The organism is Amycolatopsis sp. BJA-103 (assembly GCF_002849735.1).
In the GTDB taxonomy this organism is placed as follows: domain Bacteria; phylum Actinomycetota; class Actinomycetes; order Mycobacteriales; family Pseudonocardiaceae; genus Amycolatopsis.
On sequence record NZ_CP017780.1, the window covers coordinates 1,126,837 to 1,146,813 of the forward strand.

The following is a 19,977-nucleotide window of genomic DNA, read 5'->3' on the forward strand; positions in this document are numbered from 1 at the left end:
TTCGGCGGTGCGGGGGACAGCGCCGGGTCGGGGGGTCTTCGGTAGGGGATACGGTCACGAGTCGGGAACGGTTCAAAAAACTTTCACCTGGGACAGAACCGGGCGGGAACGGTTTTGGTACTGGACTTATCGCCCCTGATCCCACAAAGATGTGCCGCGTGGGACGCCACTCTCGGATACTGCAGCCAATGGTCGATCATGAACCCGCTTCGAACGGGCATGACGACCTCATCAGGGCGTTGTACCAGGAGTTCGGATCGAGCCTGATGGCGTTCGTGCTGAAGTTGACCGGCCACGATCGCCAGTGGGCCGAGGACGTGGTCCAGGAGACGCTCATCAAGGCGTGGCGCAACGCCGGCAAACTCGACCGGCAGCCGGAAATGCTGCGCGCCTGGCTCTTCACCGTGGCCAGGCGCATCGTCATCGACGGCTGGCGGAGCCGGAGCGCCCGCCCTCAAGAGGTGGAGGAACTCGAGTCGGATTCGATCGGAGTGCCGGACGAATCGGAGAAGACGCTCGCGGCCATGATCGTTTACGAGGCCCTGCGCAATCTTTCCCCGGAACAACGTGAAGCCGTCCAGCAGACCTACCTGCGTGACCGCACCGTGAACGAGGTCGCGGCGACGCTCGGGGTTCCGCCGGGTACGGTGAAATCGCGGATCCACCACGCTGTGCGCGCGCTGCGCAGGGCGTTGCAGGAGCGGGGGTGAGCGAGGTGTCCGGAGCGCCGCACACGGATATCGCCGCCTACGTCCTGGGCGTTCTCGGCGAGGAGGATCACGCCAGGTTCGAGGCGCACCTGCTGGAGTGCCCCGAGTGCCAGGTCGAGCTGGTGGAGATGTACCACCTGCCCGACATCCTGGACATGGTCAAGAAGAGCTGGCCGGATCCGCCCGTGAAGGGCCCCGGGCCGCGGGTGCTGCGGATGCTGCTCGCGGACGCCGCCAAGGCGGGCCGCCGTCGCAAGGTCATCCGGCTCGCGACGGCCGCCGCCGTACTCGTGCTCATCGTCGGCGGCCCGCTCACCGTTCTTTCGCTCACCGACCGTGAACCGGTCATCACGCAGGCCGCGCCCACCGTCGTCACGTCGGTGGTGCCGTTGTCGCCGACCAGGGAGCCCGGCCCGGACGGCGGCGCCGCCCCGTTCGGCTGGTCCGAGGCGGGCAACGCGGTCGCCGCCGAGGTCACGGTCCAGGAGAAGGAGTGGGGCAGCGCGGTCGAGCTCGAACTGCGCGGCCTCACCGGCCCGATGACCTGTCAGCTCTTCGCCTACTCCCACGGTGGAGAGGCCTACGTCGTCAACAACTGGAGTGTGCCGTCCAAGGGCTACGGCGTCCCCGGTTCCCCGGACCCCCTCGTCATCACCGGTTCGACGGCGCTGCAGAAGGCCGACATCGAACGCTTCGAGGTCCACAAGCAGGACGGCACCGTACTGGCCATCGTGCGCCGGTAAAGTTTATAACGGAAAGATAACGGCGGGGTCGCGTTTTGAACCGGATCCCGGCTGGAACCGTATCTCTCAGTAGCCGGATCTCCCTCGGCGGGCGAACAGAAGGTTCGCCGCGAATTCGGTAATCGGCGTATTCGACAAATGCGTGACTCATGACTGGGTGCGAGTGATTTTCCGCGTGCCCGGAAACGAATGAGGTGAGCAAGTCAATGGCACGAAATCAAGGGCGCCATCGTATCGCCCGCAGGACCAAGATCGCGACCGCGTTGCTGGGCCTGTCGATCGCGGTCGGTGGACTGGTGGTGTCCACCACGACCGGCGACTCCGACAAGGCCTCCGCGGACGAGGTGGACAAGTCGCAGTTCGTGGACATCACCAAGGTGCAGCCGAACGTCGACAAACCGCAACAGGGCCGGAACGCGTCCACGGGCTCGTTCACCGTCGACTGCGGCAAGAACGAGAACGGGCATTTCAATCCCGACAACTTCATCGCGCAGCCGGGTATCCGCAATGGCGCGCAGCACCTGCACGACTACGTCGGAAACCTTTCCACCAACGCGGATTCGAACAACGACAGCCTGCTGGGCGCCGGTACCACCTGCCGCAACGGTGACGAATCGGCGTACTTCTGGCCGGTGGTGCGGATCGACACCGAAGAGGAAGGCGAGCAGCAGCAGAACGGCCAGAACCAGAACAACCAGCAGGGTGACAAGCAGAACCAGGGCGGCCGGGACCAGCAGCGTCAGGGCGACCGCAACTCCGGTGGTGGCGGCCAGCCGCAAGGCGACCGCGATCAGAACGGTGACCGGAACCGTCAGCAGAACCAGGGCGACGACCGGCAAGGCCGCGACCAGAACAACCAGAATCAGAACAACCAGAATCAGAACCAGAACAACGACAACCAGGGCAACCAGGGCAACCAGAACAACAATCAGGACCAGGCCGAACTGGACGCGCCGAACGCGGACAACGAACTCGCGGGCAACGACGGTGAGATCCAGCGTCCCGCGGTCGTCGACATCACCTTCAAGGGCAACGCCCAGGAGAAGGTGAAGGAGATGCCGAAGTTCCTCCGTATCCTTTACGGTGACGCGAAGGTCACCACGAACGGGCCCGCCAACGCGCGGGAAAGCTGGACCTGCACCGGCTTCGAGGATCGCGTCATCAAGCAGTACCCGATCTGCCCCGAGGGCAGTGACGTCAAGCGGGTGCACACGTTCCCGAGCTGTCTCGACGGCAACAACATCGACAGCGAGAACCACCGGGACCACATCAAGTATCCCGACGAGAACGGCGAGTGTGCGAACGGCCTGACCGCCGTCCCGGAGCTCACCATCTCGCTGACCTACAAGATCCCCCGGGAGGTCCAGGTCAACGGACAGTACAAAGTGGACTCTTTCCCGGAGGAGGATCACAACCCCTTCTCCGATCATGACGATTTCGCGAACGTGATGTCGAACCAGATCATGGATCGCCTCGTCGACTGCGTCAACGAGGGCCGCAAGTGCCGCGAATGACTCGATAAGTCCACAATGTACTCAATAATTGTAGGACTTTGTTGTGCCCCAACGGTTTCCACTTAAATAGTGATCCAGGTCACCATGGCAATCGTCGCCGTTCGGGGTTATCGTTCATCTCACAACTCCATCAGAGATTTCCGAGAATCGGCGAACAGGAGGAAAAAACTCCGGCCCGGCGGGTCCCCCCTACACCTCACCCACCCGCCGGGCCGGCCCTACTCGGAAACCGATCGACACAACTGAAGAACGCTCCGCAAGCATTCACCCGCCCTGCCGGCGGCTTCCCGAGGGAAGCTCGCCGGCGGGGTTTTTCGGTAGGTTGGCGGTATGGGTGAGCAAAAGGACCGCATGCTGCGCGGCGAGCTGTACCGGGACAACGACCCCGAACTGGTCGTGGACCGCAGGCGTGCGCAGGCGCTCGTCGACCGTTTCAACGGGACAGGCGCCGAGGAGACCGGTGAACGGGACACGATTCTGCGGGAACTGCTGGGAAAACTCGGTGAGAGCTCCTGGATCATGCCGCGGTTCCAGTGCGACTACGGCTATCTGATCGAGATCGGCGCCAACAGTTTCCTCAACTACGACGCCATCCTGCTCGACTGCGCCCCGATCAAGATCGGCTCGGACTGCTCGATCGGGCCGCGCTGCCAGCTGCTGACGGCGCTGCATCCGATGGAGGACCACGAGCTGCGGCGGCAGCGCTGGGAGTCGGCCGCGCCGATCACCATCGGGAACAACGTCTGGTTCGGCGGTGGCGTCATCGTGTGCGCCGGTGTCACCGTCGGGGACGACACCGTGGTGGGCGCGGGCAGCGTCGTCACGCGGGACCTGCCGTCGAAGGTGTTCGCGGCGGGTAACCCGGCACGGGTCATCCGGGAGCTCTGAGGCTCACTTGCCGGAAGGCGTGATCCGGGTGCGCCGGATGTGCTCGAAGACCATGGAAGTGCGCACGTCGGCCACCTCGGGGCGTTCGGTCAGCTTGTCGATCACGAAGGCGTAGAGGCTGTCGTTGTCGGGGACGGCCACATGCAGGATGAAGTCCTCGGTCCCGGTGGTCACGTAGAGGCCGACGATGTCGGGCAGCGCGTTGACGAAGTTCCGGAAGTTCTCGATGTTCCGTCGCGAGGGCGGGCGCACCCGCACCGCGATGAGCGCCTGCACCCCGCGGCCGATCGACGGCAGATCGACGTCCAGCAGCGCCCCGCGGATCACGCCGCGTTCACGCAGGCCGCGGGTGCGGTCCAGCGCGGTGGTCGGCGAAACGCCCACCGCGGCGGCCACTTCGCGGTTGGTCTTCCGTGCGTCCGACTGCAGTTGCGCCAGGATCGCCTGATCAAGTTCGTCCAGTCGTGCCATTTCGGCCCTCTCGCCGTATTAAGTACGAACACGATGGACTATACTCGTATGTCCTCCTAGCTTGGCGTTGTTCATCCGTTGATATGAGCAGGAGACCAGCTGAATGTCCGAGTACGGTACGGCCATCGGGTTCGCCCCCGACGAGATCGATCCCACCGCGTCCACCCGCTCCGCCAGGTTGAAGTGGGTCATCGTGGTCAACAGCGAGCTGCCGCCCGGGCGCGCGGTCAACGCGGCGGTCTGCACCGCCGTCGCCACCACGAAGGCCGTGACCGGCCTCCTGGGCGAGGAAGCGGTCGACGCCGGCGGCGAGCACTACACCGGCCTGCCGTGGGTCGGCTGCTCGGTGCTGTCGGCCGACGCCGAGAAGCTGCGGGCCATCCGCGCCAAGGCCGCGGCCTCACCGGGGTGCCACGTCGCGGACATGCCTGCGGTCGCCCAGCAGATCCGGGTCTACGCCGACTTCCTCGCGACGATGAAGGAGATCCCGACCGAAGAGATGGACTTCTGCGCGATCGGCATCGTCGGGCCGCGCAACCGGATCGACAAACTGGTCGGCAAGCTGCCCCTGATGGCGTGACCTTCAGCCCTCGAGGAGGTCCCGCAGCGCTTCGGTGAACTGGGCCGGATTCCGTTGCGGCGCCAGGTGCGCCCCGGGCACCTCCGTGAACGGCAGCCCCAGTTCCAGCGCGAGGATCTTCGCGGGGTGGTAGTGGTAGTGACCCCGGCTGCCGACCCCCGCGACCGGGAAGATCTCGGTCCTTGCCCGCCGCAACGCTCGCAGATCGGGAAGGTAGTCGAGGATTTCGGACAGTTCGCGGCCGAACAGCCGCTTCCAGTCCTCCTCGTTCGGCAGCCGGATCGCGCGCAGTTCGGGCAGCGCGGCGCCGGCGATCCCGTCGGTGAACCGTTTGAACGCGCCCATCAGATCGCCTGCCTGCGCGAGCCGGACCTGCGCGTTGGCCTCGTCGAGCCAGCCGAGCGCGTCCGGGAGCAGCTGGATGGCGGGAGGTTCGTGGGCGACCAGCGTGGTCGCCGCCTCCGGGTGACGGGCGACGAGGTCGAGGCCGATCAGGGCGCCCGCGCTGGTCCCGAACACGCTCGCGGGCCCGCCGCCGACGTGCTGAAGGACGGCGTAGGCGTCTTCGGCCTGCTTCGGCACGCTGACCGGGCCGGTGCTGGTGTCGGTACTGCGGAAGTGACCGCGCCGGTCGTAGGTGACGACGGTGTAGTCGTCGGCGAGCAGCTTCGTCATCGCCCGGAAGGTGTCCGCCGAACCCAGCCCACCGGCGATCAGGAGCAGAAGCGGCCCTTCGCCGGTGCTGCGGACGTACAGCTCACCGTCCTCGACCGGACAACGACTCTCCGAGATCATGGCCGAAGTCAAGCACAGCGCGCTCGCCCGCTCATCCGGAGGCCAGCCGCCGCAGGACGCCGTCGGCCTCGGCCACGATCGTCTCGATCAGCTCGCCGACCGCGGGCAGGTCGGCCAGCAGGCCGACGACCTGCCCGGACGCCAGCACCCCGGCGCTCCGGTCGCCCTCGACCAGCCCGGCGCGCAGCAACATCGGCGTGTTGGCGGCCATCAGGACCTGCGACCACGTCCGGTCGCCGCCGCGTTTCATCCGCAGCCCTTCGGTGGCCAGCGAGTGCCACGACAGCCCGCTCAGCTTCCGGAACTTCGCGGCGTTGCGGGCGGCGCGCGCGAGCCCGCTCACCGGGCCGGCGGACTCGAGCGCGTCGACCAGTTCCGTCCGGAGGACGCGGTGCGGCATCCCGTCCACCTTGCGGGTGACGACGGTGCCGTTGAGGTCACGGGCGAGGTACGCCTGCTTGATCTCGTCGGGGACGGTGCTCTCCCGGGTGAGGAGGAACCGGGTGCCCATGGCGACGCCCGCCGCCCCGTACGCGAGCGCGGCGGCCAGCCCCCGGCCGTCGAAGAAGCCGCCCGCCGCGACCACCGGGATGTCGACGGCGTCCAGTACCGAGGGAAGCAGCAGGGTCGTCGCGACGCCGCCGGTGTGCCCGCCACCCTCGCCGCCCTGCACGATGACGGCGTCGGCACCCCAGCCCGCGACCTTCTCCGCGTGCCTGGCCGCGCCGACCGACGGGACGACGAGGACGCCGTTGTCCTTGAGCCGCGCGATCATGTCCTTCTTCGGCGCGAGCGCGAAGGAGGCCACCCGGACCTCCTCGCCGATGAGCAGCTCGACCCGGCGCTGGGCGTCCTCGGCGTCCGCGCGGAGGTTGACGCCGAACGGCCGCGACGTGCGGCTCTTGACCTCCTTGATCGCCGCCGCCAGTTCGTCGTAGGTCATCGTCGCGGACGCGAGGATGCCGAGGCCGCCCGCTTCCGCCGTCGCGGACACCAGCCGCGGTCCGGCGACCCAGCCCATCCCGGTCTGCACGACCGGATGCCGGATCCCGGCCAATTCGGTCAGCGCGGTCTTCACGACGGGACTTCCTTGTCCCGCTGGGACTTCGGGTCGAGACTGGTCCGGATCAGGAGCAGCTCGGACTCGGTCGGCAGCCGGGATTCCGTGACGTCGCCGGTGATCAGCGGGAACGACGTCGCCTCGACGACCTCGTCCACGGAAACCCCCGGATGGACGGAAAGCAGCCTCGGGGCGTGGTCTTCGCCGCCGAAGTCCAGGACGCCGAGGTTGGTGACGACGCGATGGACGTCGTGATAGCGCAGACCCGCCTCGCGTGCCCTGGCGTAACCGACGCCGGACACGATGTCGACCTGATCGACGAAGACCCGCCTGCTGTGCCGCGGAACCCAGTAGCTCGTGCGGTGGTTCGCCGTGTTGCCCGGCCCGCCGCGCACGCCGAGAAGTTGCTTCTTCGGCTGGGAATGGTCGCCGATCGCCGAGATGTTCTGGTTGCCCTCGCCGTCGATCTGGTTGGCGCCCATCACCACATGGCGTTTTCCGCGCGGCACCACGGTATCGAGGACCTTGCGGAACGGTTGCCAGCCTTCGACGACGGCTTCGGGGGTCATCAGGTACGCCTCGCCGTCGGAGAGCAGGATGTCCGGTTCGAAGGTCAGCCTGGCGAGCCTCGCGCCCAGCGACGGGATGAATCCCATGGGGCTCACCACGATCTCGCCGTCGCCGCGGAACAATTCGGCGCAGGCCACGACGGCGATCTCGGCGCGCGTTGCGTCACTCATGCGGACTCCCCGAATTCGGCGACGGCCTTCTGGTAGTGGGCTTCGTCCCCCGACAGGAACCGGTCCACGAACCCGGGCCACGCGTCGAGATCCTTGGCCGCCTCGGCGTAATGACGCTGGAAGCGTTCGTCGCGTCCGTAGTCCGGGGCGGCGGTGGTGAAGTGCGCGCCGTTCGGCGTTTCGGCGACCCCGGTGACGAGCATCCGGCTCAGCAGCAGGCTTTGCACCGGTCCCGCTTCGGCGAGTTCGGCCGTCTCCACGATCTTTTCCGTGGACACGTAACACTTGTCGGCGGCGAGCGCGAACAGTTCGTCGAAGTACGGATCCGGCCCGAGGTACTGCGCGTTCCCCCGGGCGTCGGCGCGGTTGAGGTGGACGAGGGCCGCGTCGAGCTCGATCGCGGGCACGGCCAGCAGTTCTTCGGCGTCGTCGTACGGGGACCGGACGGTGCGCAGCGACGGGTTCAGGTCCATCACGCCGGAACCGAGGCCCGCGCGCGTCGGCAGGAACGGAAGTCGTTGCGCGGCCGCGGAAAGGCCGGTCCCGAAGACACCTTCGTCGTACTCGGTGACGGTGATCGTCCCGGATTCCCGTGCCCGGGAGAACCACGGGTCGTAGGGGATCGTGTCCAGGGTGACGAAGCCGAAGACGAGGTGCTTGAGCTTGCCCGCCGATGCCAGCAACCCGACGTCCGGGCCGCCGTAGGAGACCACGGTGAGATCTTTGAGCGGTGAGCGCAGGATCGCGCGCACCAGCGCCATGGGCTTGCGCCGGGAGCCCCAGCCGCCGATCCCGATGGTCATGCCGTCTTCGAGTTCGCCGACGATCTCGTCCGGCGTCATCCGCTTGTCGGCCATCACTTCCCCTTACCGTCCAAGAACTCCTGGCGCGCGCCGTCGGACACGCCCGCCAGGTTGAGTTCGAAGGTGAATCCCTGCTCGAAGCGGTAGCTGCGATGCACGGGCTGGACGTCGATGCCGTTGATGGCCTGTTTCGCCGCGCGGATCACGCGGGTGTCCTTCGCCGCGATCTGCCTCGCCAGGCCGAGCGCGGTCTCGTCGAGTTCGTCCCGCGAGACCACGGCATAGACCGAACCGTGGTGGTGCAACTGGTCCGCGGTGATCGTCGAAGCCGTGTAGTACAACGCCCGCATCAGATGCTGGGGGACCAGCCGCGCGAGATGCGTCGCCGCGCCGAGTGCGCCGCGATCGACCTCGGGGAGCCCGAAGGTCGCGTCGTCGCTGGCGACCACGACGTCCGCGTTGCCGACCAGGCCGACCCCGCCGCCGAGGCAGAAGCCCTGCACCGCGGCGATCACCGGGACCGCGCAGTCGTACACGGCGGAGAACGCCGCCGCGCAGCCCTCGTTCGCGCCGATCAGCGCGCTGTATCCCGGATCGCGCTGGATCTCCTTGATGTCGACACCCGCGTTGAATCCGCGGCCTTCCGCGCGCAGCACCACGACATGCGTCGAGGGATCTCGCCCGGCCTCGGTGACGGCGGAGGCGAGGGCGAACCACCCCTTCACGCTCAGCGCGTTCACCGGGGGCGCGTCGACCGTGACCACGGCGATGCCGGGCTCCGGTGAGTGGGTGGAAACGCTCATCGTGCACCCTTCCGCTACCAAACCTAGCACTTGCTTGGTACGTTAGCAGGACACCCGGCCCGGGTACAGCGACCGTGAAGGAGGCCCGGTATGGCACTCGAACTCCGGCTCGACGGCGCCGTGGTGCTGGTGACCGGCGGCGTACGCGGCGTCGGCGCCGGTGTCACCAGGACTTTCCTGCGCGCGGGCGCCGAAGTCGTCACCTGCGCCCGCACCGAACCCGAACAACCGGTCCGCGCCGGAGACCGGGCGTCGACGTTCATTTCGTGCGACGTCCGCGACGCGGGAGAGGTCGACGCGCTCTTCGAGGAGATCTTCCGGCGTCACGGCAGGCTCGACGTCGTGGTCAACAACGCGGGCGGCGCGCCGTTCGCCGAGGTGGCGAACGCGTCACCGCGGTTCCACGAGAAGATCGTCGCGCTGAACCTGCTGGCGCCGTTGACCGTCGCCCGCGCGGCGAACGCGATCATGCAGCGCCAGGAAGGCGGCGGCGTCATCGTGAACATCAGCAGTGTCAGCGCGACGAGACCGTCGCCGGGGACGGCGTCCTACGGCGCGGCGAAAGCGGGCCTCGACAACCTGACAGCGACGCTCGCCGTCGAGTGGGCGCCGAAGGTGCGGGTCAACGCGCTCGACGTCGGCATGGTGCGGACGGAGCACTCGCATCTGCACTACGGCGACGAAGCCGGGATCGAGGCCGTGGGCGCGACAGTCCCGTTGGGCCGGTTGGCCGAACCCGACGAGATCGGTTCCTGCGCGGTGTTCCTGGCGTCCCCGCTGGCCTCCTATGTCAGCGGTGCCTGCCTGACCGTGCACGGCGGGGGAGAGGTTCCAGCCTTTCTCGCCGCCTCCAATTCGATGGTCGAAGAACGAAAGGAGCCGGTGTGAGCGGGATCGCCGACGGCCGGATCGTGGTGGTGACCGGTGCCGGTCGCGGCATCGGACGGGCGCACGCGCTCGCGTTCGCCGCCGAGGGCGCGCGAGTGGTGGTGAACGACCTCGGCGCCGGGATCGACGGCAGCGGCGGGTCGGCGGGGCCGGCGCAGGACGTCGTCGACGAGATCGAGGCGCTCGGCGGCAAGGCGATCGCGAACACCGACGACATCGCTTCCTGGGACGGCGCCGCCGCGTTGGTGCGGACCGCCGTCGAAACCTTCGGCGGGCTGGACGTCCTGGTCAACAACGCCGGTTTCCTGCGCGACCGGATGCTGGTCAACCTCGGCGAAGACGAATGGGACGCGGTCATCCGGGTCCACCTGAAGGGGCATTTCGCGCCGACGCGGCACGCCGCCGAATACTGGCGGGCGGAGTCGAAAGCGGGCCGGACGCGGACCGCGCGGGTGATCAACACCAGTTCCGGCGCGGGTCTGCTCGGCAGCGTCGGACAAGGGAACTACGCGGCCGCGAAGTCCGGGATCCTGGGCCTCACCCTGGTCGCGGCCACCGAATTCGGGCGCTACGGCGTCACCGTGAACGCGATCGCCCCGGCCGCCCGCACCCGGATGACCGAAGAGGCGTTCGCCGACGACATGGCCGCGCCGGAGGCCGGTTTCGACGCCATGGCCCCGGAAAACGTGTCACCGCTGGTGGTGTGGCTCGGCAGCGAGGAGTCGTCCGGGGTGACCGGACGGGTGTTCGAGGTCGACGGCGGACGCGTCTCGATCGCGCAGGGCTGGCGGCACGGGACGGTGCGGGACAAGGGATCCCGGTGGGCGCCCGCCGAACTCGGCCCGGTCGTGACCGAGTTGCTGGCGGAGACGCCCGTTCCCGAACCTGTTTACGGGGCTTAGAGCCTCCGCTCAAGCGTCCCTGGTGAGGTCCCGGACCTCGGGCCGCGCGTGGAACCCGGCCGACTTGTAGGTCGCGACGGCGGCGACGTTCGAACTCGGCGTGCCCAGGGCCGCACTCGACGAGCCGAGCTCCTGGAGCGCGACCGCCGCGGCGACGGTGATCGCCCTGCCGTACCCGTGGCCGCGATGGTCCCGGTGCACCCCCATCGGCTCGAGTATCCCGGGCTTCCCCGCGCCCGCGGACCACACGGCGACCGCCGCGACGGCGTCGCCCCGCTCGTCGTACCCGGCCAAGTACCGGGAGTCGGCGTACGGCGCACCGGTCGCCATCGCGCGCCACTTCTCGGGAGTGAACGTCGAGCCGTCGAACGCTCCGCGCATCACGTCGGCCCATACGTGGCAGTTGTCCGGTCCGATCGTCTCGATCCGCAGGTCCGGGGCCTTCACCGGTTCGGCGAGATCGAGCCTCAGCGGCGTCCACGGTTCGCCGGTGCGCCAGCCGTGCCCGGGCAGCAGATCCTGCAGCAGAGCGTCCATCGGCGCCTCGACGGCCACCTCCCCCGGCGGCAGCACACCGCGTTCCGGCGCGATCACGTCTTCGGCCATCCGCCGCGCCAGCTCCTCGTCCCGGCGGACATCGGGCGCGGTCGTCACGCGCAGGAGGTCGGCTCCGTCCAGGAGCCCGACGGCGAGAATCCGCCCGTCCCGGCGCCAGATCCGGACCGCCGCGGCCGTGGCCTCCGCCCCGGAGCGCCAGAACCAGCCGAGGTCACCGGGATGCAGCTGCCATGCCACCCCTTCGGACTGCCAGTCCCGCAGCGCGGCCACGGCCTCGCCCAGTCCGTCGATGTCCGGCTTTTCCACGGTGATCGCCATACCCGTGATCACACACCACGCCGCGAAGAGTCGCATCCGGTTTTCGGCGAGGCCAAGATGGGGACGTGACGTCACTTCAGCGCCGTCTCTGGGAAGCGGTCGAGCCACTGCACGCCGTCGTCTACTTCGCCCCGGAGACGGCGGCCGCGGCCAAGGCGGTGGGCCTGCCGGGTTGGTGGATGGGCTATTTCGCCGGGCGTGTGGCGCCGCTCGGGCCACTGCCGGAACCACCCGTGACGGCGATGCTCTTCGGCTTCGCGCCGCGTATGGTCGCGCGATCCCTGCCCGACGCCTGGAAGTACGCCGAACCGGCGGTGGTGCTCCAGAGCCGGATGGACGCCGTCGAGGTCGCGCTGGGCCGGATCCTGCCCGCCGACGCGCCTTTCGGGGAACTCGCCGATCTGCTCGAACAAGCCGTCACCGGATGCGATTACGCGGCAAGGCCACTCGCCGCCGCCTGGTCGGCGGTCGCCCGGCCCGCCACGCCTGCCGGGAGGGTCTGGCTCGCGGCGACGGTGTTGCGCGAGCATCGCGGGGACGGTCACGTGCTTTCCGCCGTCGCAGCCGGACTGCGCGGGCTCGACACCACACTGACCCACATCGGAAGCGGGGCGGTGACGCGCGAAGTCATCCAGATCAACCGCGGCTGGTCCGACGAAGACTGGGACGAGAGTGTCACGCGGCTTCGCGAGCGGGGTGTCCTCGACGGCGATCTGCGGCTCACCGACTCGGGAATCGCGCTGCGCCAACGGATCGAGGACGAGACCGACCGCCTCGCCACCGGTCCTCTCGACGCGTTGGGTGAGGACGGTGCCGCCGGGGTCCTGCGGATCGCCGTGCCGCTCAGCCGCCGCGTCTTCGACGCCGGTGCGATCCCGCTGCCGAATCCGATGGGGGCACCCCGGCCCTGACCGCTCGAAACTGTCGGACCCCGGTGCGACGCTGTTCCCCATGGCGACGTGGCAGCGATTCAGTGAAGAGGCACCCGCGCTGGCGGAGAAGATCAAAGAGCGGTTCACCGCGACGAAATCGCATGTGCTGGCGACGGTCCGGAAGGACGGCTCGCCCCGGGTCAGCGGCAGTGAGGTCGATTTCCGCGAACGGGATCTGCTGATCGGTTCGATGATCGACGCGATGAAGGCGAAGGATCTGCGGCGTGACGGCAGGTTCGCGATCCACGCCGCCTCGGCGATCGACGAGGGCGGCGCGGACGCGAAGGTGTCGGGCAAGGCCGTCGAGATCACCGATCCGGCGGAGGTCGCCCGCCTGCAGGGTGACGACGGGGAGGGCCACGTCTTCCGGCTCGACCTCACCGAGGTGGTGCTGACCTGGGTCGAGGGCAACACCATCTATTTCGACTTCTGGAAGGAGGGCCAGGGGAGCAAACGGCTCGCGAGGCCGGACAACGGTCCGGTGGTCGAGGTCGCGCTGGACTAGGGCACGGCGCTAGATCCGCTCGATGACGGTGCCGGTGGAAAGCGCGCCGCCTGCGCACATCGTCACCAGGGCGGTGCTCGCGTCGCGGCGTTCCAGTTCGTGCAGCGCCGTGGTCAGCAGGCGGGCGCCGGTGCTGCCGACGGGATGCCCGAGCGCGATCGCGCCACCGTTCACGTTGACCTTGTCCTCGTCGGGCCGGTGCACCCGTTGCCATGACAGCACAACCGAAGCGAAGGCCTCGTTGACTTCGAAGAGGTCGAGGTCGCCGATCGTCATCCCCGCCTTGGCCAGGACGCGTTCGGTCGCCTGCACGGGACCGTCGAGGTGGTAGTACGGCTCCGCGCCGACCAAAGCCTGCGAGACGATCCGAGCTCGCGGCTTGAGGCCCAGTGCCCGGGCCCGGTCCGAGTCCATCAGGAGGAGCGCGGCCGCGCCGTCGGAGATCTGCGAAGACGTCCCTGCCGTGTGCACGCCGCCTTCGAGGACGGGCTTGAGCTTGGCGAGGCCCTCGACGGTCGTGTCGCGCAGGCCTTGATCGCGGGTCACCAGCCGGGTCTCGCCGGTTGGGGAGCCGTCCTCGCCGAGCACGGGTGCCTTCACCGCGACGACCTCGCGGTCGAAGTGCCCGGCGGCCCACGCGGCGGCGGCCTTGGCCTGCGACGCCGTCCCGAACCGGTCGACGTCGTGGCGGGTGATGCCGCGGCGTTCCGCGATCCGCTCGGCGGCGCCGTACTGGTTCGGCATGTCGATCGACCAGGACTCCGGCCGCGGGGTGCCGATGCCCTCGCCGCGGTTCGCGCCCAGCGGTACCCGGCTCATCGCCTCGACGCCGCAGGAAACACCGGCGTCGATCGCCCCGGCCGCGATGAGCCCGGCGATCAGATGGGTCGCCTGCTGCGCCGAGCCGCATTGGGCGTCGATGGTGGTCGCGCCGGTGGTCTCGGGGAGGCCGGCGTGCAGCCACGCCGTCCGCGTGACGTTGCCCGCCTGCTCGCCCGCCTGGGTCACCGCGCCGCCGATCGCCTGCTCGACCAGTGCGGGGTCCAGCCCCGCGCGTTCGAGCAGGGCGCGCTGCGCCGCGCCGAGGATCTCGGCGGCATGCAGCCCCGCCAGGTGACCCCTGCGCTTGCCGACAGGGGTGCGGACCGCCTCGACGATCACCGGACTACCCACGTTCGCCTCCTGGGGAAACACTGTTCACTACCAAAAAAGTAGAACACGTTCTTGATTTGAGCAAGTCGCCCCAGGGTCGACTGGTTTTTGATCACTGGTCGCAGTTCCCGCTTCTCGTCGCGCTTCCCTGCGTCGGCTCGGTCGAGTTAACAGGTTTCACTAAAAGGTCTTCACTTGGTAAACGCCGTATGCTTCAATCGGGCTAGAACGTGTTTCATTGGCGAACCGCGTAGGAGGTAGCCCGTGGCCGCTCCGCTGATCCCCGCCGGTTTCGATTTCACCGATCCGGATCTGTACGCCACCAGACTGCCTCTGGAGGAGTTCGCCGAACTCCGCCGGACGGCGTCGGTCTGGTGGAACCCGCAGCCGCACAACACCGCGGGCTTCCGCGATGACGGCTACTGGGTCGTCAGCCGGCTCGAGGACGTCAAAGCGGTGTCGAGGGACAGCGAGCTGTTCTCCTCGCGGGAGAAGACCGCGATCATCCGCTTCGACGAGAACATGACCGACGACAGCCTCGAAGCGAACCGTCTGGTCCTGCTCAACATGGACGCCCCGCAGCACACCAAGCTGCGGCGCATCGTGTCGAAGGGCTTCACGCCGAGGTCGATCGCGAAACTCGAGGACACTTTGCGCGACCGCGCGGAGAAGATCGTCAGCGAGGCCAAGAAGAAGGGCTCCGGGGACTTCGTCGTCGACGTCGCCTGCGAACTTCCCTTGCAGGCCATCGCCGAACTGATCGGCATCCCGCAGGAAGACCGGATGAAGGTCTTCGACTGGTCCAACCAGATGGTCTCCTACGACGACCCCGAGTACGAGGTCGAGCCGCTCGCCGCGTCGGCGGAGATCGTCGGCTACGCCTGGAACATGGCCGAAGAACGCCGCAAGTGCCCGATGGACGACATCGTCACGAAGCTGATCCAGGCCGACGTCGACGGTGAATCGCTGGCCTCGGACGAATTCGGCTTCTTCGTCATCCTGCTGGCCGTCGCGGGCAACGAGACGACGCGCAACGCGATCACCCACGGCATGAAGGCGTTCCTGGACCACCCCGATCAGTGGGAGCTGTACAAGCAGGAGCGGCCGAAGACCGCGCCGGACGAGATCGTCCGCTGGGCCACCCCGGTGGTCGCCTTCCAGCGCACCGCGACCCGGGACACCGAACTCGGCGGGCAGCACATCCGCAAGGGCGACCGGGTCGGGATGTTCTACAGCTCCGCGAACTTCGACCCGGACCACTTCGACGAGCCGGAGAAGTTCGACATCCTCCGCGAGGACAACCCGCACGTCGGCTTCGGCGGCACGGGTTCGCACTACTGCATCGGCGCCAACCTCGCGCGCCTGGAAATCGACCTGATCTTCAACGCCATCGCCGACGTCATGCCGAATATCAGCGAAGTGGCCCAGCCCGACAGGCTCCGGTCGAGCTGGCTCAACGGGATCAAGCACTACCAGGTGCGCTATGCCTGATCAAACGGTCTGATCGGCCCGGACCGGCGCCGTGCGGCACCATGGGGCCATGGGTCCCCACGTGCAGGTCGACGTCGAAATGTCCTTCCGGGTCACGAAACCCGGCCCCGCCGCGTTCGTGGTCGCGCTCGCCGGCGGGGCCGAGCAGGAGGAGTTCGCCTATCCCGCGCCGCCGCGCCAGGTCGCGTTCGAACACGGGACCCGGGCGCAGATCCTCGACCTGCCGCTCGGCGAACACGTCGTGCGATACCGGGCCGAACGCGCGCTGCGCCCCGCCGAGGCCGAGCCCGTCACCATGGACGACCTCGTCCGCTACACCCGGCCGAGCCGGTACTGCCCCTCGGACCGGATGGGCGGGCTCGCGCTGTCGAGGTTCGGCCACCTGCCCGACGCGCGCACCCAGGTCGAGGCGATCGTCCGGCACGTGGGCGAGCACCTGTCCTATGTGGTCGGTTCCGGTTCGCCGACCGACGACGCCGTCGACACCTACCTCGCCGGGGAAGGCGTGTGCCGCGACTTCGCGCACGTCTGCATCTCGCTGTGCCGGGTGATCGACATCCCCGCCCGGTTCACCGCGGTCTACGCGCCAGGACTGTCCCCAATGGACTTCCACGCCGTGTTCGAGGCCGCGATCGACGGCCGCTGGTACGTGTTCGACGCCACCGGTCTCGCGCCGAGGCAGAGCCTGAGCCGGATCGCGACCGGCCGGGACGCCACCGACACCGCGTTCCTCTCCACCCTCGGCTGTGAGCTGGACTTTCTCGGCAACGCCGTGCTGGCCACCGCGGGCCCTTCGCTGCCCGAGGACGACGGCTCGGAGCTGATCGCGCTCGCTTGATCGCGTGTTGTCCACGAGCCGTGACCTGCCTGAGGTAGACATTGGCGTGTGAGGGAGAAGCAAGCACCGACGAAATGGAAGCGGCTGCGTGCCCGCTACCGCTGGCTGGACCACGTGGCGCGGGCGGTGAACCGCTATGTCGAGTACGGCGGTTACCACTACGTCGCGTCGATCACCTATTTCAGCCTGTTCTCGCTGGTGCCCATCCTCATGGTCGCGGTGTCGGTGGCGGGCTTCGTGCTGGCGAGCCAGCCGCAGCTGATCGAGTCGATGCTGAACGCGATCACCGGCACGCTGCCGGGCGGCCTCGGTGAACAGGCGGGGGATCTGCTCACCCGTTTCGTGGACCAGCGCACCAGCGTCGGGCTCATCGGTCTGATCATCGGGTTGTACTCCGGCTGGAACTGGATGAACTCGCTGCGGGACGCGCTCACCGCGCTGTGGGGCCAGAACCGGTCGGATCTCCCGCTGCTGCGCACGATCGCCGCGGACCTGCTCGCGCTGCTCGGTCTCGCGAGCGCGCTGCTGGTCTCCTTCGCCATCACCATTTCCGGGTCCGCGCTCGGCCGCTACCTGCTGGGCCTCGCGGGGGTGGACGACACCGCCTGGGGGCACAACGTGCTGTCGGCGATCTCGATTCCCTTGGCACTGCTGGCCAACTGGCTCGTGTTCCTGTGGGTGCTCACCCGGCTGCCGCGGAAACCGGTCGGGGTCCGCAGCGCGATGCGCGGCGCGGTCGCGCTGGCACTGGGCTTCGAACTGCTGAAGCAGGCCGGTGGGATCTACCTGCGGTTGATCGGGAACTCACCGACCGGGGTCGCGTTCGGCTCCATCATCGGTCTCATCTTCTTCATCTCGCTCGTGGCCAGGATGCTGGTGTTCGTCACGGCCTGGACGGCGACCGCGCGGGACGCGCCCGCCGACCCGGTCCGCCCGCCGCCGCCCGTGGTGGTCCGGCCGGTGGTGGCGCCCGCCGACCGGCACGGCCTCAAACCGGTGCTGGTGGGCGCGGTGACCGGGGTGGTCGCGACGCTCGCCGCGCAACGCCTCCGCCCGCGCCGCCGCGGCTAGCTCGGCTTGGCCGACCCCACCACCCACATCGAGAAGAACTGGGAACCGCCGCCGTACGCGTGCCCGAGCGCGACGCGCGCGCCGTCGACCTGGTAGTCCCCGGCGCGGCCCATCACCTGCTTGGCCGCTTCGGAGAACCGGAGCATCCCGGACGCGCCGATCGGGTTCGACGACAGCACGCCGCCCGAAGGGTTGATCGGCAGCCGCCCGCCGAGCGCGGTTTCGCCCGCCTCGGTCAGCTTCCAGCCCTGACCCTCGTCGGTGAACCCCAGGTTCTCCAGCCACATCGGCTCGAACCACGAGAACGGCACGTAGATCTCGGCGGTGTCCACTTCGGACAGCGGATCGGTGATCCCCGCGTCGCGCCACAACGCGGCGGCGGCGTCGCGACCCGCCTGCGGGTTGACCTGGTCGCGGCCGGCGAACGTGGTCGGTTCGGTGCGCATCGCGGTCGCGTGGATCCACGCCGCGCCACCGGGAACGGCGTCACCCGCGGCCTCGTCACCGATCACCATCGCGCAGGCGCCGTCCGAAGACGGGCAGGTTTCGTCGTAGCGGATCGGGTCCCACAACATCTGCGAGGCCTGGACCGATTCCACGGTGATGTCCGGCTGCCGCAAATGCGCGTACGGATTCAGGGCGCCGTTGCGCCGGTCCTTGGCCGCCACGATCGCGCCGATGTGATCGGGCGCGCCGGACCGCCGGATGTAGGAGCGCACGTGCGGCGCGAAGTAGCCGCCCGCGCCGGCGCCCACCGGCATCTGGAACGGCGGCAGGATCGACAGGCCCCACATCGCGTTCGACTCGGATTGCTTCTCGAAGGCCACCGTGAGGACTCGCTTGTGCACTCCCGCCTGCACCAGCGACGCCGCCACGAGCGCGGTCGAGCCACCGACCGAACCCGCGGTGTGCACGCGCAGCAACGGTTTCCCGTTCGCGCCGAGTGAGTCGGCGAGGAACAGTTCGGGCATCATCACGCCCTCGAACAGGTCCGGCGCCTTGCCGAGGACGACGGCGTCGATGTCGTCCCAGCCGGTCTGCGCGTCGAGCATCGCCCGGTCGATGGCCTCCCGGAGCAGCCCCGGCATGGACACGTCGGTGCGCTTGGCCTTGTGGTGGGTCTGGCCGGTGCCCAGCACGGCCGCGAGGTGCTTCACGAGAGGACCTCCAAGGTCGCGACCAGGTTCTGCTGGAGGACGGGGCCGCTGGTCGCGTGGGCGAGGGTTTTGCGCGCGCTGCCGTCGAGGATGCGGCTCGCCGCCTCGCCGATCCGCGCCAGTCCCGCCGAGAACATCGGGTTGCCGGTCAGCACGCCGCCGGAAGGGTTGATCCGTACCTGCTCGCCGAGGCCGAGCGCATCGCGCAGGATCAATTCCTGATGGGTGAACGGCGCGTGCAGTTCGGCGAGTTCGACGCCGTCGAGGTCGAGTGCCCGGCCGGCGGCCGCCGTGGACGGTGACCGGGTGAGGTCCCGCACGCCGAGTGAAGGGGAGTCGACCCGGTGCTCGATCCCGGTGATCATCGCGGGGCTGTCGACGAGGTCCGCCGCCCGCTCCGCCGAGGCGAGCACGAGAACGGCTGCGCCGTCGGTGACCGGGGCGATGTCATGGGCGCGCAAGGGATCCGCGAAGTACGGGGCGTCCAAGAGGTCCGCGACTTCGGCCGTTCCGGAGAACTGGGCGGCAGGGTTCGAGGCGGCGTCGGCGCGGCTGCGCGCTGCGACCTCGGCGAGGTCCTTTTCGGACCACAGTCCCGCTTCGAGCCCTAACCTGGCCTGGATCCCGGCGACGCTCACCGAGTCCGGCCACAGCGGCGCGACGACGTACGGGTCCATCTGCAACGCCAGCACACGCCGCAACTGCCCGGCCGACGATTTGCCGAACCCGTAGACGAGCGCCGTTTCGACCTCGCCCATCCGGATCTTGAGCCACGCCTCGTACAACGCCCAGGCGGCGTCCATCTCGACGTGCGATTCGTGGATCGGCGGGAAGGCGCCGATGGCGTCGACGGCCGCGATGAACGAGAACGCGCGGCCCGCGAGGTAGTCCGAGGAGCCCGAGCACCAGAACCCGATGTCCTCTTTGGACAGACCGGTTCGCTCGAAGACCTCGGCGAAGATCGGCACCAGCATTTCCACGCCATTGGTGGTGCCCGGGGTGCTGCGGACGTTGGGGGCCTGCGCGAAGCCCACGACAGCTACATCTGGCACGGTGGT

22 protein-coding genes are annotated in these 19,977 nt (G+C 68.6%); 12 read left to right on the forward strand and 10 right to left on the reverse strand.

Annotation, left to right across the window (positions count from 1 at the left end):
• Nucleotides 1-188 precede the first annotated feature (188 nt).
• The 4 genes from BKN51_RS05230 (at nucleotide 189) to BKN51_RS05245 (ending at nucleotide 3,855) form a co-directional block, all read left to right on the forward strand.
• Nucleotides 189-710, forward strand: coding sequence for a sigma-70 family RNA polymerase sigma factor (locus BKN51_RS05230; RefSeq protein WP_233224236.1), 522 nt, complete (start codon nucleotides 189-191; stop codon nucleotides 708-710).
• Nucleotides 707-1,453: an anti-sigma factor family protein gene (locus BKN51_RS05235; protein ID WP_101606541.1), complete on the forward strand. Its 747-nt coding sequence runs from the start codon at nucleotides 707-709 to the stop codon at nucleotides 1,451-1,453. The genes BKN51_RS05230 and BKN51_RS05235 overlap by 4 nt, the downstream gene beginning before the upstream one ends.
• Before the next feature lie 206 nt (nucleotides 1,454-1,659).
• Nucleotides 1,660-2,967 carry a DUF1996 domain-containing protein gene (locus BKN51_RS05240; protein WP_101606542.1) on the forward strand — a complete coding sequence of 436 codons (1,308 nt, stop codon included), beginning with the start codon at nucleotides 1,660-1,662 and terminating at the stop codon, nucleotides 2,965-2,967.
• A 330-nt stretch (nucleotides 2,968-3,297) separates the two neighbouring features.
• On the forward strand, nucleotides 3,298-3,855 hold the full coding sequence (locus tag BKN51_RS05245; protein ID WP_101606543.1) for a sugar O-acetyltransferase: 558 nt from the start codon (nucleotides 3,298-3,300) through the stop codon (nucleotides 3,853-3,855).
• Nucleotides 3,856-3,858: 3 nt separating this feature from the next.
• On the opposite strand, the gene BKN51_RS05250 is transcribed toward BKN51_RS05245, so the two are convergent.
• Nucleotides 3,859-4,326, reverse strand: a complete 468-nt coding sequence (locus tag BKN51_RS05250) for an Lrp/AsnC family transcriptional regulator (RefSeq protein WP_101606544.1) — start codon at nucleotides 4,324-4,326, stop codon at nucleotides 3,859-3,861.
• A 103-nt stretch (nucleotides 4,327-4,429) separates the two neighbouring features.
• Here BKN51_RS05250 and BKN51_RS05255 point away from each other — a divergent pair, with 103 nt between their 5' ends.
• The gene (locus tag BKN51_RS05255) at nucleotides 4,430-4,906 is read left to right on the forward strand and encodes a DUF2000 domain-containing protein (RefSeq protein WP_101606545.1); all 477 of its coding nucleotides are present in this window, start codon (nucleotides 4,430-4,432) and stop codon (nucleotides 4,904-4,906) included.
• A 3-nt stretch (nucleotides 4,907-4,909) separates the two neighbouring features.
• On the opposite strand, the gene BKN51_RS05260 is transcribed toward BKN51_RS05255, so the two are convergent.
• Genes BKN51_RS05260 through BKN51_RS05280 form a run of 5 tightly spaced genes read right to left on the reverse strand, consistent with a single transcriptional unit; the run spans nucleotide 4,910 to nucleotide 9,107 of the window.
• A complete protein-coding gene (locus tag BKN51_RS05260) occupies nucleotides 4,910-5,701 on the reverse strand; it encodes an alpha/beta fold hydrolase (protein WP_101606546.1) in 792 nt (263 codons plus the stop codon).
• A gap of 31 nt (nucleotides 5,702-5,732) precedes the next feature.
• Nucleotides 5,733-6,779 carry an NAD(P)H-dependent flavin oxidoreductase gene (locus BKN51_RS05265; protein WP_101606547.1) on the reverse strand — a complete coding sequence of 349 codons (1,047 nt, stop codon included), beginning with the start codon at nucleotides 6,777-6,779 and terminating at the stop codon, nucleotides 5,733-5,735.
• On the reverse strand, nucleotides 6,776-7,501 hold the full coding sequence (locus BKN51_RS05270) for a CoA-transferase subunit beta (RefSeq protein WP_101606548.1): 726 nt from the start codon (nucleotides 7,499-7,501) through the stop codon (nucleotides 6,776-6,778). The genes BKN51_RS05265 and BKN51_RS05270 overlap by 4 nt, the downstream gene beginning before the upstream one ends.
• Nucleotides 7,498-8,358 (reverse strand): CoA transferase subunit A, encoded by an 861-nt coding sequence (locus BKN51_RS05275; protein ID WP_101606549.1) that lies wholly within the window; start codon nucleotides 8,356-8,358, stop codon nucleotides 7,498-7,500. The genes BKN51_RS05270 and BKN51_RS05275 overlap by 4 nt, the downstream gene beginning before the upstream one ends.
• Nucleotides 8,358-9,107, reverse strand: coding sequence for an enoyl-CoA hydratase family protein (locus BKN51_RS05280; protein WP_101606550.1), 750 nt, complete (start codon nucleotides 9,105-9,107; stop codon nucleotides 8,358-8,360). The genes BKN51_RS05275 and BKN51_RS05280 overlap by 1 nt, the downstream gene beginning before the upstream one ends.
• Nucleotides 9,108-9,197: 90 nt before the next feature.
• Between BKN51_RS05280 and BKN51_RS05285 the strand changes: the two genes are divergently transcribed.
• Together BKN51_RS05285 and BKN51_RS05290 are read left to right on the forward strand one after the other, a co-directional pair.
• A complete protein-coding gene (locus tag BKN51_RS05285) occupies nucleotides 9,198-9,995 on the forward strand; it encodes an SDR family oxidoreductase (protein ID WP_101606551.1) in 798 nt (265 codons plus the stop codon).
• Entirely contained in the window at nucleotides 9,992-10,897 is a 906-nt protein-coding gene (locus BKN51_RS05290; protein WP_101606552.1) for an SDR family oxidoreductase, read from the forward strand. The genes BKN51_RS05285 and BKN51_RS05290 overlap by 4 nt, the downstream gene beginning before the upstream one ends.
• A gap of 9 nt (nucleotides 10,898-10,906) precedes the next feature.
• Here the strand turns inward: BKN51_RS05290 and BKN51_RS05295 are convergent, their stop codons facing one another.
• Nucleotides 10,907-11,773 (reverse strand): GNAT family N-acetyltransferase, encoded by an 867-nt coding sequence (locus tag BKN51_RS05295; protein WP_101613055.1) that lies wholly within the window; start codon nucleotides 11,771-11,773, stop codon nucleotides 10,907-10,909.
• A gap of 65 nt (nucleotides 11,774-11,838) precedes the next feature.
• On the opposite strand from BKN51_RS05295, the gene BKN51_RS05300 reads away from it, so the two are divergent.
• Both BKN51_RS05300 and BKN51_RS05305 read left to right on the forward strand, forming a co-directional pair.
• Entirely contained in the window at nucleotides 11,839-12,684 is an 846-nt protein-coding gene (locus BKN51_RS05300; RefSeq protein WP_101606553.1) for an SCO6745 family protein, read from the forward strand.
• Between the two features lie 40 nt (nucleotides 12,685-12,724).
• Nucleotides 12,725-13,210, forward strand: coding sequence for a pyridoxamine 5'-phosphate oxidase family protein (locus BKN51_RS05305; protein WP_101606554.1), 486 nt, complete (start codon nucleotides 12,725-12,727; stop codon nucleotides 13,208-13,210).
• Nucleotides 13,211-13,219: 9 nt separating this feature from the next.
• Here BKN51_RS05305 and BKN51_RS05310 read toward each other — a convergent pair whose 3' ends face one another.
• Nucleotides 13,220-14,383 (reverse strand): steroid 3-ketoacyl-CoA thiolase, encoded by a 1,164-nt coding sequence (locus BKN51_RS05310; RefSeq protein WP_101606555.1) that lies wholly within the window; start codon nucleotides 14,381-14,383, stop codon nucleotides 13,220-13,222.
• Nucleotides 14,384-14,626: 243 nt separating this feature from the next.
• On the opposite strand from BKN51_RS05310, the gene BKN51_RS05315 reads away from it, so the two are divergent.
• Genes BKN51_RS05315 through BKN51_RS05325 form a run of 3 tightly spaced genes read left to right on the forward strand, consistent with a single transcriptional unit; the run spans nucleotide 14,627 to nucleotide 17,762 of the window.
• Complete coding sequence (locus tag BKN51_RS05315; protein WP_101606556.1) at nucleotides 14,627-15,853, forward strand: cytochrome P450; 1,227 nt, start codon at nucleotides 14,627-14,629, stop codon at nucleotides 15,851-15,853.
• A 49-nt stretch (nucleotides 15,854-15,902) separates the two neighbouring features.
• A complete protein-coding gene (locus BKN51_RS05320; RefSeq protein ID WP_101606557.1) occupies nucleotides 15,903-16,691 on the forward strand; it encodes a transglutaminase-like domain-containing protein in 789 nt (262 codons plus the stop codon).
• A 48-nt stretch (nucleotides 16,692-16,739) separates the two neighbouring features.
• Entirely contained in the window at nucleotides 16,740-17,762 is a 1,023-nt protein-coding gene (locus BKN51_RS05325; protein WP_101606558.1) for a YhjD/YihY/BrkB family envelope integrity protein, read from the forward strand.
• Here BKN51_RS05325 and BKN51_RS05330 read toward each other — a convergent pair.
• Complete coding sequence (locus BKN51_RS05330) at nucleotides 17,759-18,919, reverse strand: thiolase domain-containing protein (protein ID WP_101606559.1); 1,161 nt, start codon at nucleotides 18,917-18,919, stop codon at nucleotides 17,759-17,761. The genes BKN51_RS05325 and BKN51_RS05330 overlap by 4 nt on opposite strands.
• Entirely contained in the window at nucleotides 18,916-19,971 is a 1,056-nt protein-coding gene (locus tag BKN51_RS05335) for a thiolase domain-containing protein (protein WP_101613056.1), read from the reverse strand. Before BKN51_RS05335 ends, BKN51_RS05330 begins: the two co-directional genes overlap by 4 nt.
• Between the last annotated feature and the right edge of the window lie 6 nt (nucleotides 19,972-19,977).